The organism is Tepidimicrobium xylanilyticum, assembly GCF_900106765.1.
GTDB classification, from domain to species: Bacteria; Bacillota; Clostridia; order Tissierellales; family Tepidimicrobiaceae; genus Tepidimicrobium; species Tepidimicrobium xylanilyticum.
This window is the reverse complement of record NZ_FNNG01000007.1, coordinates 128,810-149,743: the sequence shown is the minus strand read 5'-3', so window position 1 is coordinate 149,743 and position 20,934 is coordinate 128,810. Positions and strand designations below refer to the sequence as shown.

General features: G+C 31.0%; 24 protein-coding genes and 1 pseudogene. 20 read left to right on the top strand and 5 right to left on the bottom strand.

Annotation, left to right across the window (positions count from 1 at the left end; all coding sequences use genetic code 11):
- Window positions 1-74 precede the first annotated feature (74 nt).
- From BLV68_RS09210 to BLV68_RS09150, 12 genes and pseudogenes are all read left to right on the top strand, one after another.
- A complete protein-coding gene (locus BLV68_RS09210) occupies window positions 75-1,055 on the top strand; it encodes a siderophore ABC transporter substrate-binding protein (protein ID WP_234949870.1) in 981 nt (326 codons plus the stop codon).
- A 13-nt stretch (window positions 1,056-1,068) separates the two neighbouring features.
- On the top strand, window positions 1,069-2,082 hold the full coding sequence (locus tag BLV68_RS09205; RefSeq protein WP_200773716.1) for an ABC transporter permease: 1,014 nt from the start codon (window positions 1,069-1,071) through the stop codon (window positions 2,080-2,082).
- Window positions 2,079-3,143, top strand: a complete 1,065-nt coding sequence (locus BLV68_RS09200) for an iron chelate uptake ABC transporter family permease subunit (RefSeq protein WP_093753093.1) — start codon at window positions 2,079-2,081, stop codon at window positions 3,141-3,143. Before BLV68_RS09205 ends, BLV68_RS09200 begins: the two co-directional genes overlap by 4 nt.
- A complete protein-coding gene (locus BLV68_RS09195) occupies window positions 3,140-3,892 on the top strand; it encodes an iron ABC transporter ATP-binding protein (RefSeq protein WP_093753091.1) in 753 nt (250 codons plus the stop codon). The genes BLV68_RS09200 and BLV68_RS09195 overlap by 4 nt, the downstream gene beginning before the upstream one ends.
- An 806-nt stretch (window positions 3,893-4,698) precedes the next feature.
- Window positions 4,699-5,085 carry an ATP-binding cassette domain-containing protein gene (locus tag BLV68_RS15475; protein WP_159428667.1) on the top strand — a complete coding sequence of 129 codons (387 nt, stop codon included), beginning with the start codon at window positions 4,699-4,701 and terminating at the stop codon, window positions 5,083-5,085.
- Entirely contained in the window at window positions 5,069-5,356 is a 288-nt protein-coding gene (locus BLV68_RS09185) for a P-loop NTPase family protein (RefSeq protein WP_093753087.1), read from the top strand. Before BLV68_RS15475 ends, BLV68_RS09185 begins: the two co-directional genes overlap by 17 nt.
- A gap of 28 nt (window positions 5,357-5,384) precedes the next feature.
- Window positions 5,385-5,846 (top strand): GNAT family N-acetyltransferase, encoded by a 462-nt coding sequence (locus tag BLV68_RS09180; RefSeq protein ID WP_093753085.1) that lies wholly within the window; start codon window positions 5,385-5,387, stop codon window positions 5,844-5,846.
- Between the two features lie 79 nt (window positions 5,847-5,925).
- Window positions 5,926-6,243, top strand: coding sequence for a hypothetical protein (locus BLV68_RS09175; protein WP_093753083.1), 318 nt, complete (start codon window positions 5,926-5,928; stop codon window positions 6,241-6,243).
- A gap of 10 nt (window positions 6,244-6,253) precedes the next feature.
- The gene (locus BLV68_RS16325) at window positions 6,254-6,343 is read left to right on the top strand and encodes a DUF4829 domain-containing protein (RefSeq protein ID WP_093753081.1); all 90 of its coding nucleotides are present in this window, start codon (window positions 6,254-6,256) and stop codon (window positions 6,341-6,343) included.
- Window positions 6,344-6,663: 320 nt separating this feature from the next.
- Window positions 6,664-7,272: a hypothetical protein gene (locus BLV68_RS09165; protein WP_093753079.1), complete on the top strand. Its 609-nt coding sequence runs from the start codon at window positions 6,664-6,666 to the stop codon at window positions 7,270-7,272.
- A pseudogene (locus BLV68_RS16320) lies at window positions 7,272-7,786 on the top strand (GGDEF domain-containing protein). The gene BLV68_RS09165 and the pseudogene BLV68_RS16320 overlap by 1 nt, the downstream one beginning before the upstream one ends.
- A 186-nt stretch (window positions 7,787-7,972) precedes the next feature.
- On the top strand, window positions 7,973-8,518 hold the full coding sequence (locus tag BLV68_RS09150; RefSeq protein ID WP_093753073.1) for a GNAT family N-acetyltransferase: 546 nt from the start codon (window positions 7,973-7,975) through the stop codon (window positions 8,516-8,518).
- 227 nt (window positions 8,519-8,745) lie between these two features.
- On the opposite strand, the gene BLV68_RS09145 is transcribed toward BLV68_RS09150, so the two are convergent.
- From BLV68_RS09145 to BLV68_RS16120, 3 genes are all read right to left on the bottom strand, one after another.
- Entirely contained in the window at window positions 8,746-10,674 is a 1,929-nt protein-coding gene (locus BLV68_RS09145) for an ABC transporter transmembrane domain-containing protein (protein WP_159428666.1), read from the bottom strand.
- A 58-nt stretch (window positions 10,675-10,732) separates the two neighbouring features.
- Window positions 10,733-11,992: a radical SAM/SPASM domain-containing protein gene (locus BLV68_RS09140; RefSeq protein ID WP_093753069.1), complete on the bottom strand. Its 1,260-nt coding sequence runs from the start codon at window positions 11,990-11,992 to the stop codon at window positions 10,733-10,735.
- 68 nt (window positions 11,993-12,060) lie between these two features.
- Complete coding sequence (locus BLV68_RS16120) at window positions 12,061-12,183, bottom strand: hypothetical protein (protein WP_268807628.1); 123 nt, start codon at window positions 12,181-12,183, stop codon at window positions 12,061-12,063.
- 962 nt (window positions 12,184-13,145) lie between these two features.
- Between BLV68_RS16120 and BLV68_RS16115 the strand changes: the two genes are divergently transcribed.
- The 4 genes from BLV68_RS16115 (at window position 13,146) to BLV68_RS09125 (ending at window position 17,077) form a co-directional block, all read left to right on the top strand.
- Complete coding sequence (locus tag BLV68_RS16115) at window positions 13,146-13,271, top strand: hypothetical protein (protein ID WP_268807627.1); 126 nt, start codon at window positions 13,146-13,148, stop codon at window positions 13,269-13,271.
- Between the two features lie 293 nt (window positions 13,272-13,564).
- The gene (locus BLV68_RS09135; protein WP_093753067.1) at window positions 13,565-14,914 is read left to right on the top strand and encodes a radical SAM/SPASM domain-containing protein; all 1,350 of its coding nucleotides are present in this window, start codon (window positions 13,565-13,567) and stop codon (window positions 14,912-14,914) included.
- Between the two features lie 851 nt (window positions 14,915-15,765).
- Entirely contained in the window at window positions 15,766-16,296 is a 531-nt protein-coding gene (locus BLV68_RS09130; protein WP_093753065.1) for an RNA polymerase sigma factor, read from the top strand.
- The gene (locus tag BLV68_RS09125) at window positions 16,286-17,077 is read left to right on the top strand and encodes a hypothetical protein (RefSeq protein WP_093753063.1); all 792 of its coding nucleotides are present in this window, start codon (window positions 16,286-16,288) and stop codon (window positions 17,075-17,077) included. Before BLV68_RS09130 ends, BLV68_RS09125 begins: the two co-directional genes overlap by 11 nt.
- Before the next feature lie 230 nt (window positions 17,078-17,307).
- Here BLV68_RS09125 and BLV68_RS16410 read toward each other — a convergent pair whose 3' ends face one another.
- The gene (locus BLV68_RS16410; protein WP_159428665.1) at window positions 17,308-17,469 is read right to left on the bottom strand and encodes a hypothetical protein; all 162 of its coding nucleotides are present in this window, start codon (window positions 17,467-17,469) and stop codon (window positions 17,308-17,310) included.
- Window positions 17,470-17,814: 345 nt separating this feature from the next.
- Between BLV68_RS16410 and BLV68_RS09120 the strand changes: the two genes are divergently transcribed.
- Entirely contained in the window at window positions 17,815-19,017 is a 1,203-nt protein-coding gene (locus tag BLV68_RS09120; RefSeq protein ID WP_093753061.1) for an EAL and HDOD domain-containing protein, read from the top strand.
- 174 nt (window positions 19,018-19,191) lie between these two features.
- Here BLV68_RS09120 and BLV68_RS15270 read toward each other — a convergent pair whose 3' ends face one another.
- The gene (locus BLV68_RS15270; RefSeq protein WP_143035266.1) at window positions 19,192-19,578 is read right to left on the bottom strand and encodes a hypothetical protein; all 387 of its coding nucleotides are present in this window, start codon (window positions 19,576-19,578) and stop codon (window positions 19,192-19,194) included.
- A 178-nt stretch (window positions 19,579-19,756) separates the two neighbouring features.
- On the opposite strand from BLV68_RS15270, the gene BLV68_RS09115 reads away from it, so the two are divergent.
- The 3 genes from BLV68_RS09115 to BLV68_RS09110 all read left to right on the top strand — a co-directional run bounded on the left by BLV68_RS09115 (window position 19,757) and on the right by BLV68_RS09110 (window position 20,836).
- Window positions 19,757-20,029, top strand: coding sequence for a hypothetical protein (locus BLV68_RS09115; protein ID WP_093753059.1), 273 nt, complete (start codon window positions 19,757-19,759; stop codon window positions 20,027-20,029).
- A gap of 110 nt (window positions 20,030-20,139) precedes the next feature.
- Window positions 20,140-20,328 carry a hypothetical protein gene (locus tag BLV68_RS15760; RefSeq protein WP_200773715.1) on the top strand — a complete coding sequence of 63 codons (189 nt, stop codon included), beginning with the start codon at window positions 20,140-20,142 and terminating at the stop codon, window positions 20,326-20,328.
- A gap of 7 nt (window positions 20,329-20,335) precedes the next feature.
- Window positions 20,336-20,836 carry an NAD(P)H-dependent oxidoreductase gene (locus tag BLV68_RS09110; RefSeq protein ID WP_200773714.1) on the top strand — a complete coding sequence of 167 codons (501 nt, stop codon included), beginning with the start codon at window positions 20,336-20,338 and terminating at the stop codon, window positions 20,834-20,836.
- The last annotated feature ends 98 nt before the right edge of the window (window positions 20,837-20,934 follow it).

The following is a 20,934-nucleotide window of genomic DNA, read 5'->3' as shown; positions in this document are numbered from 1 at the left end:
TTACATAAAGGAGAGGTACTATGAAAAAATCAAAATTACTAATTATTATTTCTATTGTTGCAGTTTTTGCCTTAATGGTTACAGCGTGTTCAAATTCAAGTAATGTAGCTGATGAGCAAACAGATAGTGAACAAGCCAGCAAGGAGCAAGCAAGCGAAGAATTAACAACCGTTGAAATTACAGATGCTCATGGAACTATTACGGTTCCAGTAAGCCCTAAGAATGTAGTATCTTTAGATAATAGAACCTTTGAAACTTTAGCTGATTGGGGAATTGATTTAGCTGCCGTTCCCAAAGGAGTAATGCCAGCAGATTCACCATATGTGGCTGATGAATTAGTTTTGGATATAGGAAATCACCGTGAACCGAATCTTGAAATTATAGCATCTGTAGAACCTGAACTTGTAATCGTTGGTCAGAGATTTTCGAGATTTTATGAAGATATAAAGGCTTTAGTTCCTAATGCAGTTGTTATTGACCTAAATTTTGATGTTTCAGAGACAGCTGAAACACCTGGAGAGAATTTAGTGAATGGACTTAAGAATTCAACAATAGCTTTAGGCAAAATATTTAATAAAAATGAAGAAGCTGAAAAATTAGTTGCTGAATTTGATGGAGCTATGGAGAAAGCTAAGTCTGCATATAATGGAACAGATAGAATTATGAGCGTAATAGTTTCTGGTGGCAATATTGGTTTTTCAGCTCCTGGCTCTGGACGTGTTTGGGGACCATTATATGAAATATTCGGATGGGTTCCGGCTTTAGATATCGATAGTGCTACTTCAGACCATCAAGGTGATGAAATTTCTGTAGAAGCTATTGCACAAAGCAATCCTGACTGGATTTTTGTGCTCGACCGTGATGCAGCAGTATCTTCTACAAGTGATGCAGTTCCAGCACAGGATGTAATAGATAACTCTCCTGCTCTTCAAAATACAAAAGCAGTCATTGAAGGAAATATAGTTTATGCACCAGCAGACACATATACCAATGAATCAATTCAAACCTTTATAGAATTATTTGAAAGTCTTGCAAAAGCATTATCAAGCAAGTAAAGGAGTATCTACAGTGCAAAAGAATGTAGCCCAAACAATGGTTAGGGCTGAGAATTCTCAGCCCAAAAGTTATAATAACAATAAAATATGGACCAAACCTTTTATCTTAACAATTGCAATTGTGTTGATTTTAGGCATAATTTCATTGTTTACCGGAGTCTACGATATACGAGGACAAGAAGATGGAATGAAAATGTTCTTCATTACTCGTGTTCCAAGAACGATTGCATTAATGCTAACTGGTGCTGCTATGTCCATGTCAGGATTAGTAATGCAGCTTATTACTCAGAATCGGTTAGTTGAGTCTACCACAACGGGAACAATTGAGTGGGCAGGTTTGGGACTTACATTTGTTTATTTATTATTTCCCGCTCCAACCTTGATTCAAAGGATGACTGGTGCAATTATTTTCTCCTTTGTCGGAACTATGATTTTCTTCTTCTTTTTAAGAAGAGTTAGACTTCGCTCGTCTTTAATTGTACCTATCATAGGGATGATGCTAGGTGCGGTAATTTCTGCAATTTCTACTTTTGTCGGGCTTGTATTTAAAATGACCCAAAATATAGAAGCATGGTTTGTAGGTTCTTTTGCGCCAGTTCAAATTGGCAGATATGAATATTTGTGGTTAATCCTTATAGTAACCTTTTTCATATTTATCTATGCTGATAGATTTACTTTAGCTGGACTAGGGGAAGATGTGACGACAAGCCTTGGATTAAATTATAATAATATAGTTCTGTTGGGTACTGGTCTTATTGCTTTTGCAGTTGGAATTGTCTCAGCAGTTATTGGGAATTTACCTTTTTTAGGGTTAATAGTTCCCAATATTGTTTCCATGTATAGAGGAGATGATTTAAGAAGTAATTTACCCTGGGTATGTGTGATAGGAATGGGCGTTATAACAATATGCGACATAATTTCTAGAACTATTATTATGCCCTTTGAAGTACCAGTATCTTTGATACTTGGAACATTCGGGTCTGTTGTATTTATAATAGTTCTACTGAGACAAAGGAGGTCAAGATGAACGAATTCGTATTTGAAAATAACGAAAGTACTAGAGTTAGCTCAAGGCTACATACTGAAAATAGGTCTGCTAAAGCTTTTCGTTCTAAAAAAGGAGAAAGGCGTTATTGGATATTGCTTACTACTTTTATCGCCCTGGGTCTTTTGGCATCTTATGGACTTTTAGTCTATAATAATCCAGTCCCTGTAAATTCGCCTTCCTTTATCCCAGTAGTGAGAAGAAGGATGATCGCTATTGTTTCTATGGTTGTAGCTGCAATATGTCAGAGTTTGTCCACCGTGACATTTCAATCGATTACGAATAATAGGGTTATAACTCCTTCCCTTTTGGGATTTGAAGCTCTATATTCAACAATTCAGACTAGTACAATGTTTTTCTTTGGACTTAACACTTTTTTAAGCTTTAATGGTATTGGAGCCTTTTCGTTTCAAGTTATTGCTATGGTTTTAATGAGTTTAATACTTTATGGCTGGCTACTCTCAGGAAAGTATGGAGACTTGCAGCTTATGTTATTGGTTGGAGTTATTATTGGGACTGGACTGAGGTCTTTATCATCTTTTATGAGAAGGCTACTTGCCCCATCTGAGTTCGATATTTTACAAGCAAAATTATTCGGTTCTGTTAATAATGCAGATCCAAGATACTTTCCTGTTGTAATTCCAATTGTTATAATTACGGGTATTATACTTATTAGCTATTCCAAAAAACTGAATGTTTTGTCCCTTGGGAAGGATGTATCTACTGCTTTAGGAGTTAAGTATCAGCCTGGTGTAATATTTGGTCTAATATTGGTTTCTATTTTGATGTCTGTTTCAACGGCTTTAGTTGGCCCCCTCACTTTTTATGGGTTTTTGGTAGCTACTTTGACTTATCAAGCAGCCCCAACTTATGACCACAAATATATTTTTCCAATGGCTCTTGCTATAGGATTTTTAATAATAACTGCTGCATACTTTTTTATGTACCATGTTTTCAATGCACAGGGTGTAGTTTCAATTATTATTGAAATGTTTGGAGGGTTTATATTTTTAATAGTAATGTTAAGGAAGGGAACTCTATGATAAAAATAGATAATGTTAAAAAAAGATATTCTAGTGAGGTAGAAATAGGACCTTTAAATATTAAAATCCCAAAAGCCGGTATTACTTCTTTAATAGGACCAAATGGTGCGGGTAAATCAACTACCCTTTTAATGATTGGAAGGCTTTTGAATATGGATGAGGGTTACATCAGGGTAGCAAATATGGATGTTACCAATTCTAAATCAGAAGACTTGGCAAAAATATTGACAATATTACGTCAGGAAAACCATTTTGTTACTAGACTTACTGTTAGGCAATTGGTTGGTTTTGGTCGTTTTCCATATTCAAAGGGAAGGTTAACAAAAGAGGATGAGGAAATAATTTCCAAATACATCGATTTTTTGGGTCTAACTGATTTGGAGAACAGGTATTTGGATGAGCTTTCAGGAGGGCAAAGGCAAAGAGCCTATGTTGCCATGGTGTTGTGCCAAGAAACGGAATATGTTCTATTAGATGAACCGTTGAACAACCTTGATGTGGCTCGTTCTGTGCAGATGATGGAGCATTTAAGGTATGCAGCTGATAGATTTGGTAGGACTATTTTGACTGTTTTGCATGATATAAATTTTGCAGCAAAATATTCCGATAGAATATGTGCTATGAAGGATGGGAAAATTGCTGCTTTTGGAACAGTTAAAGAGATTATGGATTCGAAAATTTTAACTGATATATTTGAAACTAAAATTGAAATTATAAATGGCCCTTATGGACCGATAGCAGTTTATTGAGACGGAGTAGCATGGCTACTCCATTTTAATTACAAATCAATATGAAATCAAAACCAACTATAATTCACTACTTATGAATTCAGTTGCGTATAAGAGGAATAGTGTGGGGTAATAAGCTATTTAACAATGTTAAGTCTAGGATGAATAAAAAAATATTTACAATATTATTATTATTATTATTATTCATATCTATTCTATATATAGAATAGATAATAGTTACAAAATGATGGGGGGGATGAATACTGAATAATGTATCCTGATATTTCATGAGGCTTATTTAAAATTTGAACATATTGCTCCATTGTGGAAAAAGGTATCAGAACTCATTTGTAGAGCTGGAGAAGATTCAAATGAGAGTTTGCTTAAAGAAGCTTCCCATGTATTAATGTAGATTGCTTTTTTGGAAGAGTAAGCAATGAAGTTGTTATTAAAAAACACTTCTATTTTTCTTGGTAAGTTATAGAGAGTGAATATGTTAGTTTATGCCTATAAACGTTTGCTGAGAAACAAGCGAACTAGAAATTGGGGGAAAACAAGGATGTCTTATTTAAAGGAATTTATCGACAGGGATAAAAAAATATATCTATTTACTTGGGTTATTAATTATTGGTGCAGTATTTTTAAATAATTTTCCAATAGTAGATGCATTAGGATTACAGCAAAGTTTAATTAAGTTGAGGATATCGCTTAAAAGAATAAAGAACATTATTGATATACCGCTAGATCCAACGATAGGAAAAGAACGAATTAATGTAAACTCACTAAAATTTAAAGATGTTAGTTTTAGCTATGGAAAGGAGTATATATTGTCAAATATTAATTTTGAGGTTCCACCCAGTTGTAAGTTAGCAATTGTTGGGGATACAGGCTCAGGAAAATCAACTTTGGTAAAGTTAATTGCCGGTTTATATCCTATATCAACAGGAGAAATTGCTTATTATTATAAAAAACACAGAAAGGAAGGGGTGCCAAAGATTAGTTATCTTCTTCAAGATGGGTATTTATTTGACACCAGTATTAAAAGTAATATTAAAATCTTCAATAAAAAACTATCGGAAGAAGTGGAACACCTTATAGAACTTTGTGGTCTAAAAAATTTAAATAAAGTTTATACAGAAGAAACCATCGGTGAAGATGGAAAATACCTATCTGGGGGAGATAAAAAAAGAGTAGAACTTGCAAGAGTCCGCTAGCATATATGTATTTGATGAATTAACAAGTTCACTATATAAGAATACAGCACGTGTTTTATTGAATAAGGTTTTGAAAGAATTAAATAACAAAATTTGCATTTTTATTAAACATAATTTGGAATTTACGGAAGGAATGGATTTAATTATAGTAATTAAGGATGGAAGGATAGTAGAATTAGGAAGCTATGAAGAATTAATGAATAAAAAAGGTTATTACCATATGCTTATGCTAAGTAGTGGACAAGAGAAGGTGCATAAGACAGATTTTTAATGTTTTAGAAAAAAGGAGAGATATAAAAATGATTAAAACGGAGAGACTGAATATTTTTCCTCTTTCTGATGAAAAAATGCGTAATGTGATTGATAACGAATCAAATAAAGCGTTGAAAGCTGCTTATTTAGAAATGCTTCAAGGTTGTCTGGAAAATCCTGATCAACGTATTTGGTATGCACTGTGGGTTTTGCAGCTAAATGATGGAAGCGGAAATATTGTTGGCAGTTTATCGTTCAAAGGACTTAATGATAATGGTATGCTTGAAATAGGCTATGGAATAAATCCAAAATACGAAGGGAAAGGCTTGATGACGGAAGCGGTGTCAGCAATAGTTCGCTGGGCATCTGAACAGCCTGGAGTATTGCTTATAGAGGCAGAAACAGAGCCAGATAACATTGCTTCACAAAGAGTTCTTGAAAAAGCAGGATTTATTTCAAGTGGTGTTATTGGAGCAGAGGGGTCAAGATTTATCTGGAAGAAAGAGTAGATTTAAGTTTATCGAAGTTAATTCAATGAAGTTATCCTTGTGCTAAGAGTGTGGGAAATGTAAGAGAGAGATTTAAAACTTGCTAAATTACAAGAAATTTTCTTACTGGCTAATTATTATATCAATGATAACTGTAATCATAATTGGAATTGCACTAGTTATAAATATTAAGCAAAAGAGTTTGAATCAGTCAGAAGGTACTTTAACAGAAAACCCTTCGGGTATGGAAAAAGCAGTATACAGTGCCTTGGATAATAAAAATACTAAAGTAGCAGAATACTGTATTTCTAAGAAAACTTTGCTGAGAAATTTAACATCAACTATAGCAAACAATGAATTAGTTAATAAAGGTATAGAATTGCCTTTGGCTGGTGCTAGTAGTAGATCTTCAATATAGAAATGAATTAATGGCTGGCAGTGGACAGCAACATTGGGACTGCTGCATGGTTTACGAATCTCCGGAAACTGGATGGAAAATAGAGGGGTTTGGACATTGAGGATTAATGAATTTCAGCAAAAAAGTAAATATGTTACTTAAAAAGCTGTTTTAACAATATTTCTTCAAAGGTATTGATTAATTTAGGAGGATTTAAGGTTTTAAATTTAACCCAACATATCAATCCGTATGGTTAGTTCCATGCTAGCATAAGTTTAAATTTATATGAAAATTTTTCTTGCATATTATTTTATATTAATATAGTTTATAAATATAAACACCTAACTTCTTATCAAGTGGAGCTATGTTGAAACTATAACACTGCTTGTAAGGAGTGAAGCATGTATTAGTTTAATTTATTGTTATGGAGGATAAAAAAATATGTATATTGCTACATATATCATAGACATAGCTGCACTTATTTACTTAATGGGATTGCTATATTCAAACGCTGCATTGAATACAAGCCGCAAAAAACCTTTTTTGATTGCCATAATCCTTACTATTGTTATTATTTTGTCTGAAGCAGGGACGGTACTGACCAATAATGGTAGTTTAAATCTTCGTGGCATAAACATAGTATGTAATGTTCTAGGTTTTATTCTTACTCCAATGATACCAATTGCAATAACTTTAATTTTTAGCAGAATGATTTTAACAACACATAAACTTTTGCTAATTTCTACTTTCATAAATATTGTTGCTACAGCTTTATCCCCAATATTCGGATTTATTTTTTATGTTGATGCTAACAATCAGTATATACGAGGAGATTACTTTTTTGTTTTTATAATAGTATATATTATAAATTTATTAATTCTCGTTATTATTACTTTAGAAGTAGGAAAGACGAATAATTATCCAATTATAGGTAAGTTGGTAGGCCTGTCCATTTTTACTATTATTGGGACAAGTATACAAATTGTATATCCTTTTACCTATTCTTCTTGGCATTGTGTGACATTATCTTTATTGCTTTATTTCTTTTGATGTCTGAGTTTGATAGCAGCTTTGATACGCTAACCGGTTTATATAACCGAGCTGCTTTTGGTAGGGCAATAAAAAATATAGGAGAGACAAAGGCATTTTCCCTAATCATCCTTGATATAAATAATTTTAAGATGATAAATGACACATATGGGCATGATTACGGGGACTTTGTTATTAAAGAAGTAGCAGCAATAATTCAAAAATCCTTTAATAAGCTTTATACCTGTTACCGTATCTGGGGGATGAATTTCATATAATTGGAAAGGAAACCGACCAAGAAAAGATTGAATCTCATCTTAGGAATATGACAAATAGTCTGGCAGAAATGCGAGAAAATGGTAATCCATTACCAACAGTTGCTTATGGATATAGTATTTTTCCAGGAGGAGAAAAGCTGGATTTTAATAAAATGCTTAAAGAAGCAGATGCCCAGATGTATCAGTATAAAAAAATTCATAAATCCAATGCAGCTCAAGAGATAACAGGTACAGCGAAAATTAAAAGTAATGAATAGGTTTATTTCCATGATACTATTTTCCCACCGTTCTTTTTACGATGAAAATGAGAATTTGTTGTAAAAGTAGCATACATATTGGATAATAAAGATAGGAGCTATGATTGACTATATAAATCATATTTGGGGAGTCACGATGAAGGGTAATAAAAGTGATATCCAATAATATGGTTGGGGAGTGATTATATGGGTTATGTTGAAAAACAATTTTATTGCAAAAATAACTTTTGTTGGTATATTAGAAGTGCAAATGTTGATGATGCTCGTGAATTAATTAAATATTATAATTTTGTTGCAGGAGAAACCGATTATTTAAATTTTGGTAAAGATGAATTCAATATTTCATTAGAAAAAGAAGAAGAGTATATTCAGGATATATTTAATGACGATACTAGCATTATTCTTGTTGCTCTTATGGATAATGAAATTGTAGGTTCTTTACAACTTATTTCGTATTTAAGGAATAGACTTTCACAAAATGCAGAGTTATCTATTTCAGTAAAAAAACAATATTGGAATAAAGGAATAGGAAGCAGTTTATTAGAACAAGCTATTGATTTTGCTAGAAAAGCAGATTTAAAAAATATATTTCTTGGAGTCAGGGAAGATAACTTTAAAGCAATACGTTTGTATCAAAAATTTGGATTTCATATATGTGGTTGTCGTAAGCACTTCTTTTATATTAATAAAGAATATTATGACGAAATACTCATGCAGTTGACTTTAAAATGATTAAATAGAATTTAAAATTGATTTTCTGACGCTTTCCTTTTCATATTTATAGCAAGTTAGAATAACCCGCTTTTTTAAAGCGGGTTATGTATCTATATAATTTTGTGCTTACTAAAAGGCAAATGTAATCAAGTAGGAGGCAGTTAATGTTCTTCAAATAAATGATTAGAATGATAAAACTTGCTTGATTATCAAAGTAGATTATTTACCTAATTAATTTAATGTTATCATGCGTTTAAGGCAGATTTCTTTTCCAAAAAATTTTCATATAATTCAGTATAAAGGGATGAAGAGTTTAATAAATCATCATGAAGTCCTCTAGACTCTATTTCACTATTATTAATAACTATTATTTCGTCAGATAGTAATTTAATTACATTTAACTTATGAGATACAATAATTCCTTTTGAACCAGCTATATATTTTCTAAGGACTTGTAGATTTTCCTGTTCAGAAATAGAATCTAGATTTGTAAACGGCTCATCAATAATGATGGGAACATCAATTTCTGGCAATAGAAAGCGAGCTAAAGCAATTTTGTTCTTTTCTCCGCCAGATAAATTGCTCCCCCTCTGCCCAAAGTTCCTACCTTTCAAATAATCTAATTTTAAGTCTGATAAAATTAGTCTATATTTTTCTTTTATGTAATATTTTTTTGATACATATACTTTAGAAACAAAGTCAACGGTTTCTGCCAAATTGCTAAGCTTTAATCTATTTTTTATTTCATTCAATATATTTTTGTTTTTGCATTCTTCCTCTGTTAAATTGTAAATTTCTTTTATTATTGTTTTAAAATTTTTATTTTCATTTAAATTGGGATTTTGCTTTGAAATAAGCCAATTTAAGCTTTCATTTATTAATTTCTTATAAATATCAATTTTTTCATAATATTCATTTTTTGAAATACCTTCTTTACCCAATGTTATATTATATAAAAGATCATCATCAAAAACTTCTATATCTTGACTATAATATCTAAGACATGAATAAATCATATTCATAGGTATATCGGAAATATCAAGATTTCCGTATATTATCTCTCCTTTTGTTGGAGTTAGTTGTCCAGTTAATAATTTTAGTAATGTGGTTTTTCCTTCTCCTGACATGCCAACAATTCCATACAACTTATCCAGTTTTATATCTATGTTTTTAAGAATTGTTACATCATCATATGAAAAACCTATGTTCTTAATTATCAACTCATTTTTGCTCGGTAAGCAAACCTTAATAGGTATATCAAGTGTATCGAAAGTTCTTGAATAAAGCATTTGAAATTTATTTAAAGCCCCATAAATTTGCTTGAAGTTTAATACAGGTAAAAATACTATATTAAAATACGATATCATGGCTATAAAAGAAGATAAATCTAGTTTAGAATTTAATATTTCTACCATTGATACAATAAAAAAAATTGTTATTGCAATATTTTTTACATTTTCTATAATAGTATTACCTAAAGCATCATAGATAGACGCTTTTTTAAAATATCCATCTCTTTTATCAATAAGATCCTCTAGTTTTTTTAAGTATTGAGGTGTATTGCTATAATTCATAATAGTTTTTCTGTTTTCTATAAATTCCAAAACCTTTGGATTCAATTTAAAAACCGCTTCTCTAGCCAATGCGAAATTTTGTGTGAAAAGCCGAGTACACACTTTTATACCAAAGACCATTATAATATAAGATGTTAGTATAATTAAAAGAAAGCTCCAAGTCCAAGAAAGTGTTATTATTATGGTAATAATAGCACTAATGAGTATACCTATACTAAAAAAATAATTTGTTTCTAAAAGCATACTGAACTGTTCAGAATCACCGAAAATACTACTCATAAATGCACCTGATCCTCTGGTTTGAACTATTTTATTCTCCTTTTTTACTATGGACGTTAACATATCCATAGTGATATTTTTTTGAATAGATATTTTTAAGCTGTTTAACAAAAATATTTCTATTAATGTTGTTATTGATAATAAAATGCTTAACCCTAAAAATGTAAATATAGAACTTTTATACATTTGTTTTTGGATTATATCATCAATAATATGCTTTTGCATTAAAGGAATCAGTACAATTAATATATTCGTTAAAAGTGCAATAAAAGCTAGAATAGCTATTTTTCTTTTATCTTTATCTTCTAATCTTTTTCCCATAAAAAAAACAAATTTCTTTAAATTATCCAGCATATTGTACCTCCTTTATACCTTTTTCCTATGGCACCATCAATATCCTTTTTAAATGTTCTTCGCTTAATTTTGGGATTAAAGCCAAACATAATTCTGTCATTTTTTTAGAATAAGCGCACCAGTATGGATTTTTTTTATTGAGAGAATCCGTCAATATATAGTCGTTATAACAACAGCCATGGGAACAAGTATATTGATTCCAGCATTTATTACATTCTTCTGTCACAAAAGAAAAGACTTTAACCTTTTCTTGATCCATAACATTGCCGAGCTTATAATTATTTTCTGATGAAAAACGATGACATGGATAAATATCTCCGTAAATATCAACAGAGTAAATTACTTCCCCTAGGCCACAGGTATATTTTATATCCGTTTTTGGTAAAAAAATTCTTCTTATATGTTCAATAAAAGTACCAAAAGGAAAATCATCATTATTATTTATATAATCTACAATATAATCGTACAAATTATCCAATTCTTCATCTAATAAATTGATTTTTTTATTCATATTATCGCTTAAAATATCTGGAGGTATGCTTACTTCTCTAAACCCGAGGTTTAGCAAGGCATCATATGCTTCTACTAATGAATTATTATAGTTAGAATATGTTCCCCTTGCATGTACAGATTTTACTTTTTTTAACAGGTAATCTAGGTGTTTAGTAGCTTCTAAAAATGAGTTCATTCCATTTCTAAGTGGCCGTTGTTCATTTTGAACTTTTTCGTTTCCATCAATACTAAGTCCTACACTAAAATTATTCATAGCCAGATAATCAATAATTTTTTCATTTAACAACGTACCATTAGTAACTAGGTGAAGTTGAATATTTTCATTAGTATATCTTTCTTTTATATACTCACATGTTGAAACCAGCTGATTATAAGCCATCAGGGGTTCTCCACCGAAAAAAATAATATTGGCTTGCCCATTTGTTGGCACCTTATTTATAAAGAAATCTATTGCTATTTTAGCGATCTGCATACTCATTATTCCTTCATCTTTGCCATAATTTCCTTTGTTTGCAAAACAATATGAACAATTAGCATTGCATACATTTGAAATGCATAAAAACAAGCCATATCTTAATTCTTCAACATCATTTTTTACAAAATAATCTTCTTCATTAACGTGTTGCTCATATACTTTCAAAATTCTATTAATTTCGGTATTATCATTGCTAAATTTTAAAATCAGATATGTATTCTCATCAATTTCAAAGAATTGCTTATATGATGTTAAATATAGATACTTTTTATCTTTATTCTCAAAAATATGAAACATTTTTTCCTCCTACATTACTTATAATTTATTCTAGCGTACAGTAACCCGCTTGGGTTACTGTACAAATTTCAGTCCACATGCAATGGCCAACTATCTGCAGACCCACATCCTGCATAATAACAGGATAATGAAATATTACTATGCACAACTTTCCTTTTTAAGATAGCTGGTATTAATGCCTTGATTTTCATTTTTTGAACCTCCTTTCTTAAAAATATATTAATTAATATTTATGAATCCTAGAAGATTAATTATCAAATTAACTGTTTATTTTAGTGTTTTCTTTAAAAATAAATCCAATATTCAATTGGCTTAACACTTCAATCCTTAACCTCTTTTTCCCCTTTTTTTAAGGGTCTAGCAAGCAATTTGAAATATAAAATATAAAATAGTAAATATATTTACTCTATTGCTTATACCAAAGTATATCATAAAAATTGGGTAAATTTAACATTAAAATCTCCCGAAATATCTACAATATTCTGCATTTTAATTGTATTTTACTTAACAAGAAATAGAACAGAAGACAAGTTTGTAAGAGTGAGTATATGTTATAGTAAAAAAAAACTCAATTAACAAGATATTTGAATACAGATTATAAAGAAGCAGTACAAAAGACGGTTTCCATAATAATAGAAGGTAGTGTGAAATAATTTGTGATTTTAGAAGATAGAACTCTCTTTTCTGGTAAGTATCAAAATAGGATTTAAACCAGAAAGGAGAATTATTTAATGCATTAAGGAGGATGCTATAAGGGAATTCGGGACAGTATTCATGGGATTGAATTGCCTGCTGATATGGTTAGTAAAATAACGGATAGAATAATTCAGATGAGATTCAGAAAAACAAGTTTTTCTGTCCGATTTTGAAGAGAATAATAGGTTTGACCCAGTATTTCGAAAACTGTAATACCAATTTACAAATTGCAGGAATCAGATTAATATAAAGTGGTCCAAGGTTTTGCCTAGTATTTAGAGGTATTTAGGAGTTTATAAAAAACGTTAGGAAATGAAAGAAAATGTAAATTAATGCGATAAAAGGAATTAATGGAATAACTTGACTTTAGCAAAACAATTTACTATAATTTACATATACCATGGTATAATTCAAAAAGAAGGCGGAACTTTACGCCATGCTAGGAGGTGAAAATATAATGAAAATGAAGCCAATTATTGTAAATGGTTGGAATTTACAAGATATAGCAAATGAGAAGTCAAACCTAGATAGTGCAATGGGACCAATGATAGGGATTGGAAACCACTGGTGTTGTGCTTGCTAATATTAGTAAAGTAGTTTAGCTTACTCGTTTACTAATATGTGTAACTCGAAAAAAGCTAAGCTATAAAACCAAACCCTTCTATCACAACAATCTAAAATATCAGTGATAGAAGGGTTTTTATCACAGTTAACATTTTGCTAGGTATTTAGCTTATTATAATTTTTAGAAGTGTGATTTGTTGGGAAATTTTGTGTGTACTACAAACTTGGTGGAGATAATGGGCATTAGTTAGGCCATTGCTGAGAAGCCATGGACTCCATTAGCAAACCAATCAGCTATAGGGAGGGAGAATAATGAAATTAATTAAACACATGATATTTGTAGACATACACGATGACAAAAAACTGCTGATAAACTCTTTAACAGGTACTATGGATGAAATCGATGCCCCTATTTACAAAACCTTGTCCAAGTGGCAGGCTTGTGAAGAAATTGTACCAGAAAATGATTTGGAGGTAGAGTTATTGAGTAATCTCCAATCTAGGGGATATCTAGTAAATAATGACGAAGAGGAAATAGCTATAAAGAATGAAATCTTAAAAGTATTGCGTAATGACCACATTCAAAGGCAAAAAGAACAAAGAATTATTGCTTTTGTTATGACTTATGACTGTAACTTTAGATGTCCTTATTGCTTTGAGGGGGATGCTTATTTTAAAAAAGAGGTTATAACTCCTGAACAAATTGATGCAGCTTTAAAACTGGCGGGTGAGGGCTTGCAGGCTATATGCCTTTTTGGAGGAGAACCGTTGCTTCCAAAAACAAGACCTGCTTTGGAATACCTTTTTAATAAAGCTCCCGATAAAACATATCAAATTTTTACCAATGGTTATTATCTGACAGAATTCCTTGATTTGCTTTTGTCTCTAAAAATTTCTCAAGTTTTAATCACTTTAGATGGTAGCGAAAAGGTTCACAATAGCAGGAGAGTTTTAGCTAACGGAAAGCCTACATACAAAAAAATCATGGATGGTATAGAAAGGTGTTTAGAAAGCGGGATAAATATTCGAATCAGAATGAATCTTGACAAAAACAATTATGAGAACGGAATTGATTTAAGGGAAAACCTGCTTGACAGATTTTCAGGATATAAGGACAATTTATCGTTTGAATTGACTACACTACTTCAAGACTCTCATGATGAACGAATTGATATATTGACTGAAGTATATCGTTCGGATACAAAGCACTCGTTCGAGGATAGGCAAAGAATAAACAACTTTATAACTAAAAAAAATTCAATACTGGACCACTTAGTGTACGGCAGGCCCATAATTCCTTTATATTCCTATTGCTATGCCCATTCTGATGGTATGGTGTTTGATCCCTATGGTGATATTTATCCATGTTTGGGGTGTGTTGGCAAAGAACGTTTTTCTGTTGGAAAGTATTATCCTTTAGTTGAGTTCAAGGAAAACTCAATACGTAACCGTAATATAGAAAAAATACCTGAATGTAGAGATTGTATATATTCTCTTCTTTGTGGAGGAGGCTGTCCACTAGGATTAGCTGAAACTGATGATTTTTTCAGACCTATGTGTTATTCAATCAAAACTATTTTGCATAAAGAGCTCCCTTTATTCTATAAAGAAATGGAAGAAGCTATGGAAAAAAGCAGTGAAACAGTAAATAATGCCTATTGATAGAATGGGGAATTGTTTTGGAGAGAAGTTTGTTGGATGGATTTTGGAAGCATCATAGGAACAAAGAATGGGACAAATTGTTAGTTTTAGTTTATCTACCCATTATTTAATATTAATAGAAGTTTTAAAATTGAAGATATAAATGAAGTTGAGAAATTAACAAATGTGGTTATCAAATTCACAATAGGCAAATAGAGAAAAATATATTAATAATTATTGAAACAGGGAAGTTATACTATGGCTGCTATAGAATGACTGAATTATTAAAAAGAGGATTTACTTAATTATTGAGTTAGGTAAAATTTAGCTGAAATCTTATGTGTTTTAAACAACTTGTTTATTATAATACAAGTTGTTTTTTTAATTGAATTAGTCTTTCAACATTTTAATACTATAACATTGTCAATGGCGTTAATAATTCTTTCGTAGCAATATACCTTATTTTATCTTTTACAATACGATGTCGACATTATACTTAAAAAATGAGGATATAAGTGCAAATTTGAAATGCTTTTGCTTTTTATAACGAATGGCAAAGCTACCGTTGATTAAATATTATAAATTGATATCCCCATCGCTGAGGCCAAAATACTTTCTTTAAGATGGAACTTTTTTACTTATGAATAGCATGTAAGCAGTATTTCCTTCATGAATGATTTCCAGTATTTCTTACCCCATATGTTAAGTTGAACTATAACTAATTAAAAACCGAATTAGTCATGGTCAAGGTGCTTATCCTGACAAGGAAAAAATTAGACTATTTTAATGAACCTATTTTATAATTGTTACAATGTATAAGTGTAGAGCAAAAAACGTGTGAAGAGAAGACTATATTATGGAGGTGAGTATTAATGAGCATAGAAGAATTAGAGGTATGTATCAATACATATGGTAAAGATATATATATTTTCTGTAAACAGTTGACATGTAATCTTACGGAAGCGGAGGATTTGTATCAGGATACTTTTTTGAAAGCAGTGGAAATAATGAAAGATATCCATATGGATCAAAATCCAAAGAGTTATTTATTATCGATAACATTAAGAATTTGGAAGAACAAGAAAAGAAAGTATGCCTGGAGGCAACGAATAGCTAGGATGGAAAGATGGATAGAGGAAAAGCAAAAAAATAATGTCGCAGGTGTAACATCTTTTTTAGAAGAACGAGTATTGGCTAATGAAGAAAAAAATATAGTTGAACAGGAAGTAAAAAAATTAAATGATAAATATCGCATTCCTATTTATCTTTATTATATGGAAGATCTTTCATTAAATGAAATAGCAAAACTTTTGAAGATTCCTGAAGGAACTGTTAAAAGTAGATTGCACAAAGCAAGAAAGATATTAAAGGATAAACTGGAGGTGATTTATTTTGAAGAGTAATATAGATGAAATTTTAAAAGAAGCTTTTATTTTAACTGAAGAGCCAGATAGAAGGTTAAATGAAAAAATTATAAGTCAAATAAGGGAGGCAGAGCAGATGAAAAGATTTAAAAAAAGAAGAATTCCTGCAGCGGCGTTGGTTGTAGCCTTAATTTTTGTTATTGGTAGTATTTCGATATATGCAGCTTGGAGATATCTTTCACCATCACAGGTAGCAGAATTTATAGAAGATAAAAAATTAGCTGATGCTTTTTTAAGTGATGATGTAATTACTATTAATGAAAGTCAAATATACGGAAACTATAAGATAACATTGTTAGGAGTTGTATCAGGAGAAAACTTAACTGATTATGTATTTGCTCATAATGATATAGTGCAAAATAATAGAACCTATATTGTTGTAGCTATAGAAAATGTAGATGGAACTCCAATGCCAAATACTACAGACTCTGAATATGGTGAGATTTCGTTCTTTGTTTCTCCATTAATTAAAGGTAAAAATCCGTTGGAGTTCAATATTATAACAATGCGTGGAGGTTATACTGAAATTGTAGAGGATGGTATTATATATAGAATCGCTGAATGTAATAATATTGAGGAATTTGCAGATAATGGATTGTATATATGTGTCAGCGATACAACCTTCTATGATTCAAGTGCATATACATATGATGAGAAGACAGGAATAATAAGAAGAAACGAAGAATATGAAGGGGTCAATGCATTATTTGAATTGTCATTAGATATTAATTCAGAATCTCCTGATGCTGTTAATGAGTAAGAGAATTTCGAACTTATTGTAATATTTAATGTATTTAACTATTTTTCCTTTAAATCTTCTTGTGATTTAAAGATTTTAGCGTAAAACATTTCAATTTACCAAGTCTAGACATACTTTGGATAATTCTATTCTTTTCAATTTTCCTTTTGTGTTATATTTTGAGAAAATAAATGTTGGGGATATTATTTCTACCCCAACATTTGTTATAGAACTGCAAATTTATATAACACTTAATCTTGTTTTCTCGCATTCCACATGGAATAGTATTTTTTTTCCAATAGTTCTTCATGAGTTCCTTGTTCTATTACTTGGCCGTGGTCAAGTACAATTATCTTACCTGCATTTTTGACTGCTGAAAGGGTTGAGCAATCATTATTATGTTTTTTCAACATTTAGGGGTTTACTATTGCTTGTTTCATTTTAAGCTAGTTTTCAATATTAAGGGATGCTGTAGCCTCATCAAGTAAAATTATAGGATTATCCTTTAGTATTGCTCTGCTTTAGTATTTGATTTTATTGCATCAGTATCAGTAGGATTTTGTTGATTAGTAGAAAAAATGATGGACTAATTTTATTTGTAGTATATAATAAAATAAAGTAAGTTTTTTAGTTATAATAAATGAACAATATTATATTTTGGTTTGTTTTAAAATAAACAAAGTTGGCTAATATTCAAATGGAAAAGTCATAGATATATCGAAATTTTGCCTTATAAATGATGAGAAGGAAGATGTCTAATGTTTATTGCACGACAACCAATATTCAACAAATCTATGAAAATTTATGGATATGAGCTTCTATATAGGGTAGATTTAAATTCGGAGGAATTTGCAAATGTCTCATCAACTTCTGCTACAGCTAGTGTTTTTGGAGGTCTTTTTGAACAGGGATTAAACCAGATTGTGGGAAATGGGAAAGCGTTTGTTAACTTTGATTATGATTTCATTATGTCAGATACCATTGGATTGATTCCTTCCGACTCATTAGTAATAGAAGTGCTAGAAACCGTAAAAATAGATGAAGCACTAATAGAAAGATTAAAATATTTAAAGGGAATGGGATATAAAATAGCTTTAGATGATTTTAAAAAAGACGTTTTTAGTTCAATTATACCTATTGCGGATATCATAAAAATTGATATCATAAATACCCCTCTTGATACAATTAAGTACGATGTTAAAGAATTACTATCACAACATATAACTATTCTTGCAGAAAAGGTTGAGACAGAAGAGGATTTCCGTAAGGCTGTAGACATGGGATTCCAATTGTTTCAGGGCTTTTTCTTTAGTAAACCCAAAATTGTTGCAAAATCAAATGATAAAAATTATTCAAAGATCCAATACTCTAGAATTTTACAAGAATTAAGAAAGGAAGAGCCTTCTTTTAACAGGATAGCAAATATTATTGTATCAGATGTAAATCTTTCTTATCGTGTAATGCGGGTTATGAGCAATAGAAGAAAAGACCCATTCAATTCAGTAAAATTAGCGTTACAATATATGGGGCTTATAGAATTGGAAAGATGGATCCATGTGTTAATGCTCCAAAGCATTTCAAAAGATAAGCCGGTTGAACTGATTAGAATGTCCTTAGTTCGAGCAAAATTTGGTGAACACATAGCTATTCATAGTAAATACAGGAATCGAAGAGACGAAGTTTATACCATGTGTCTATTTAGTGTATTAGATGCAATGCTTGACCAATCAATGAAAGAAGCATTAGAGAAGATATTAATATCGGATGCCATTTATGATTCTTTGGTTTATCAAAAAGGAGATCTGGTGCCAATTCTCAAGTTGATTACTGCATATGAACAGGCAAATTGGCTAGATGTACATAAATATGCTGATATAATAGAGATAGATTCTAATAAGTTATTTGAAGGATATTTAAAAGCTGTAAAATGGGCAGCCTATGTTTTATATACATTTATTTAGCAAGTCGATTTCCCTATAGCTTTATTCTGAGATATTTAGACCTAATCCAATAAGTGATAGTATCAAGTACTATGGTCTTTTTTTGTTAATGTGAGATTGAGTAGTAAGATAATATGTCGTCAAATAAAAAGAACAACAACTTTATCTATAGGAGTGACGAAAAACTTAGGAAACTTACAGTGGGAGAGTTGAAGTAGAATACAATCTGGATTGGCCTGATTTTTTTGATTGAGAAGCAAATAGGATTTGTTCTAAAGTGTTACGGTTAGAATATGTAGGCTTAATATCCGTAACAGGACTGTATGCGAAACCTATTACCGCCATGTTACTGGATGAAGTATAACTCGTATGCTTGCTAATCATAATTGGTAGTGTAAAGTAATTTGAATCTTGCATTATATGGAAGCACCAGCTTTCATCTTTAGTACCTATGTCTCTTACAGCCTTGGCCATAGCTTTTTGGAAGCGAAGTATGTGGATTGGAATATTTGTGCTTGTATTTATAGCTGTTGCCAAGGTGACTTGGAGTGTAGTATTTGGTGGAGAGGCTGGCAAATCCATTATTTTACCTGCTATACTAGGGTTAATTATATGTGTTGCTTTTATCCTGATTGGATATAAAAATATAAAAAAAAGAATGGATGTTTAATAGAGATCTGACCCTTAAACCAATTAGTTTAAAGGATTTATTATTTTAACTAACAGTTGAATTTTTTATAAATATTGAACTAGGAATTCATTGGCTAGGCTGATAAAGTATTATATACTTAGGCTAAAATATGTTAGTGAATATGGGGAGTGGGTATTAGGCAAGTTAGTTACAGGTGATGTCATATACAAGCTGATGCAGGAACACAATACTTTTCGAATAGGAAGAAATATTTCTGAGAGTTTAGGGCAAATTAAAGTATTTCAATTAGTAAAAGAAGTGCGTGGAACAGGGGTAATATTTTCTGGAAGGAAGCCAGTAAGAAGATATTTCACCATAATTAATAAACAGACAATTGCTTAATTAGTCTGACTCTAATATAATTAATACACTAATATATATTAGATAGAGTTGCAATTTTATTAAAAATAGTAACAATTATTTTACGGATATATAAAAGGGGGTATTGGTATATGAAAATAGTAGTAATCAATGGAACAGAGGTTAAAGGTTGTACTTATCGTATGAAAGAGTTGTTTTTGGAAAACTTACGTAATGGCAACGATATTATAGAATTCTATTTACCCAAAGATATGCCTAAATTTTGTAGTGGATGCAAAACTTGCTTTTTAAAAAAGCGAGTTATTATGCCCTCATGCTGAATATGTAATGCCTATTTGGAATGCAATACTTGATGCAGAGTTAATCGTATTTGCATATCCAGTATACGTATTAAGAACTCCAGGACAGGTGAAAGCATTATTAGATCATTTTGCATGTCATTGGATGGTGCATAGACCTGATAAAAAAATGTTTGGTAAACGAGCAGTGGTAATTACTCAAAGTATTGGTGCACCTAATGGAGCTGCACAAAAAGATATTGAAACTAGTTTGACATGGCTGGGTGTATCAGATGTAAAGAAGTTTGGCTTTGGGACTATGGGTGCAGTGAAATGGGATGAAATTAATGACAAGAGACGCAAAAGAGTTGAGTATAAATTAAGAAAGTTTTCTAAGCAATATCTATTACCAAAACCTGTAAGTAAAAATATAAAAGTAAGAATGTTTTTTTTTATCTCAAAAATGTTGCATAAAAACTTGTTAAAAACCGAAGACATTATATCAGCAGACACTCAACATTGGATTGATAGCGGATGGATAAAAAGATAATTATGTTATTAAATATTTCTGGGTTGCAACTAATGAGTAGAGTTGTAATCCATTTTATGAATTAGCTAAAAGAGAATTAGCGGAAGATGTTTTGCTAT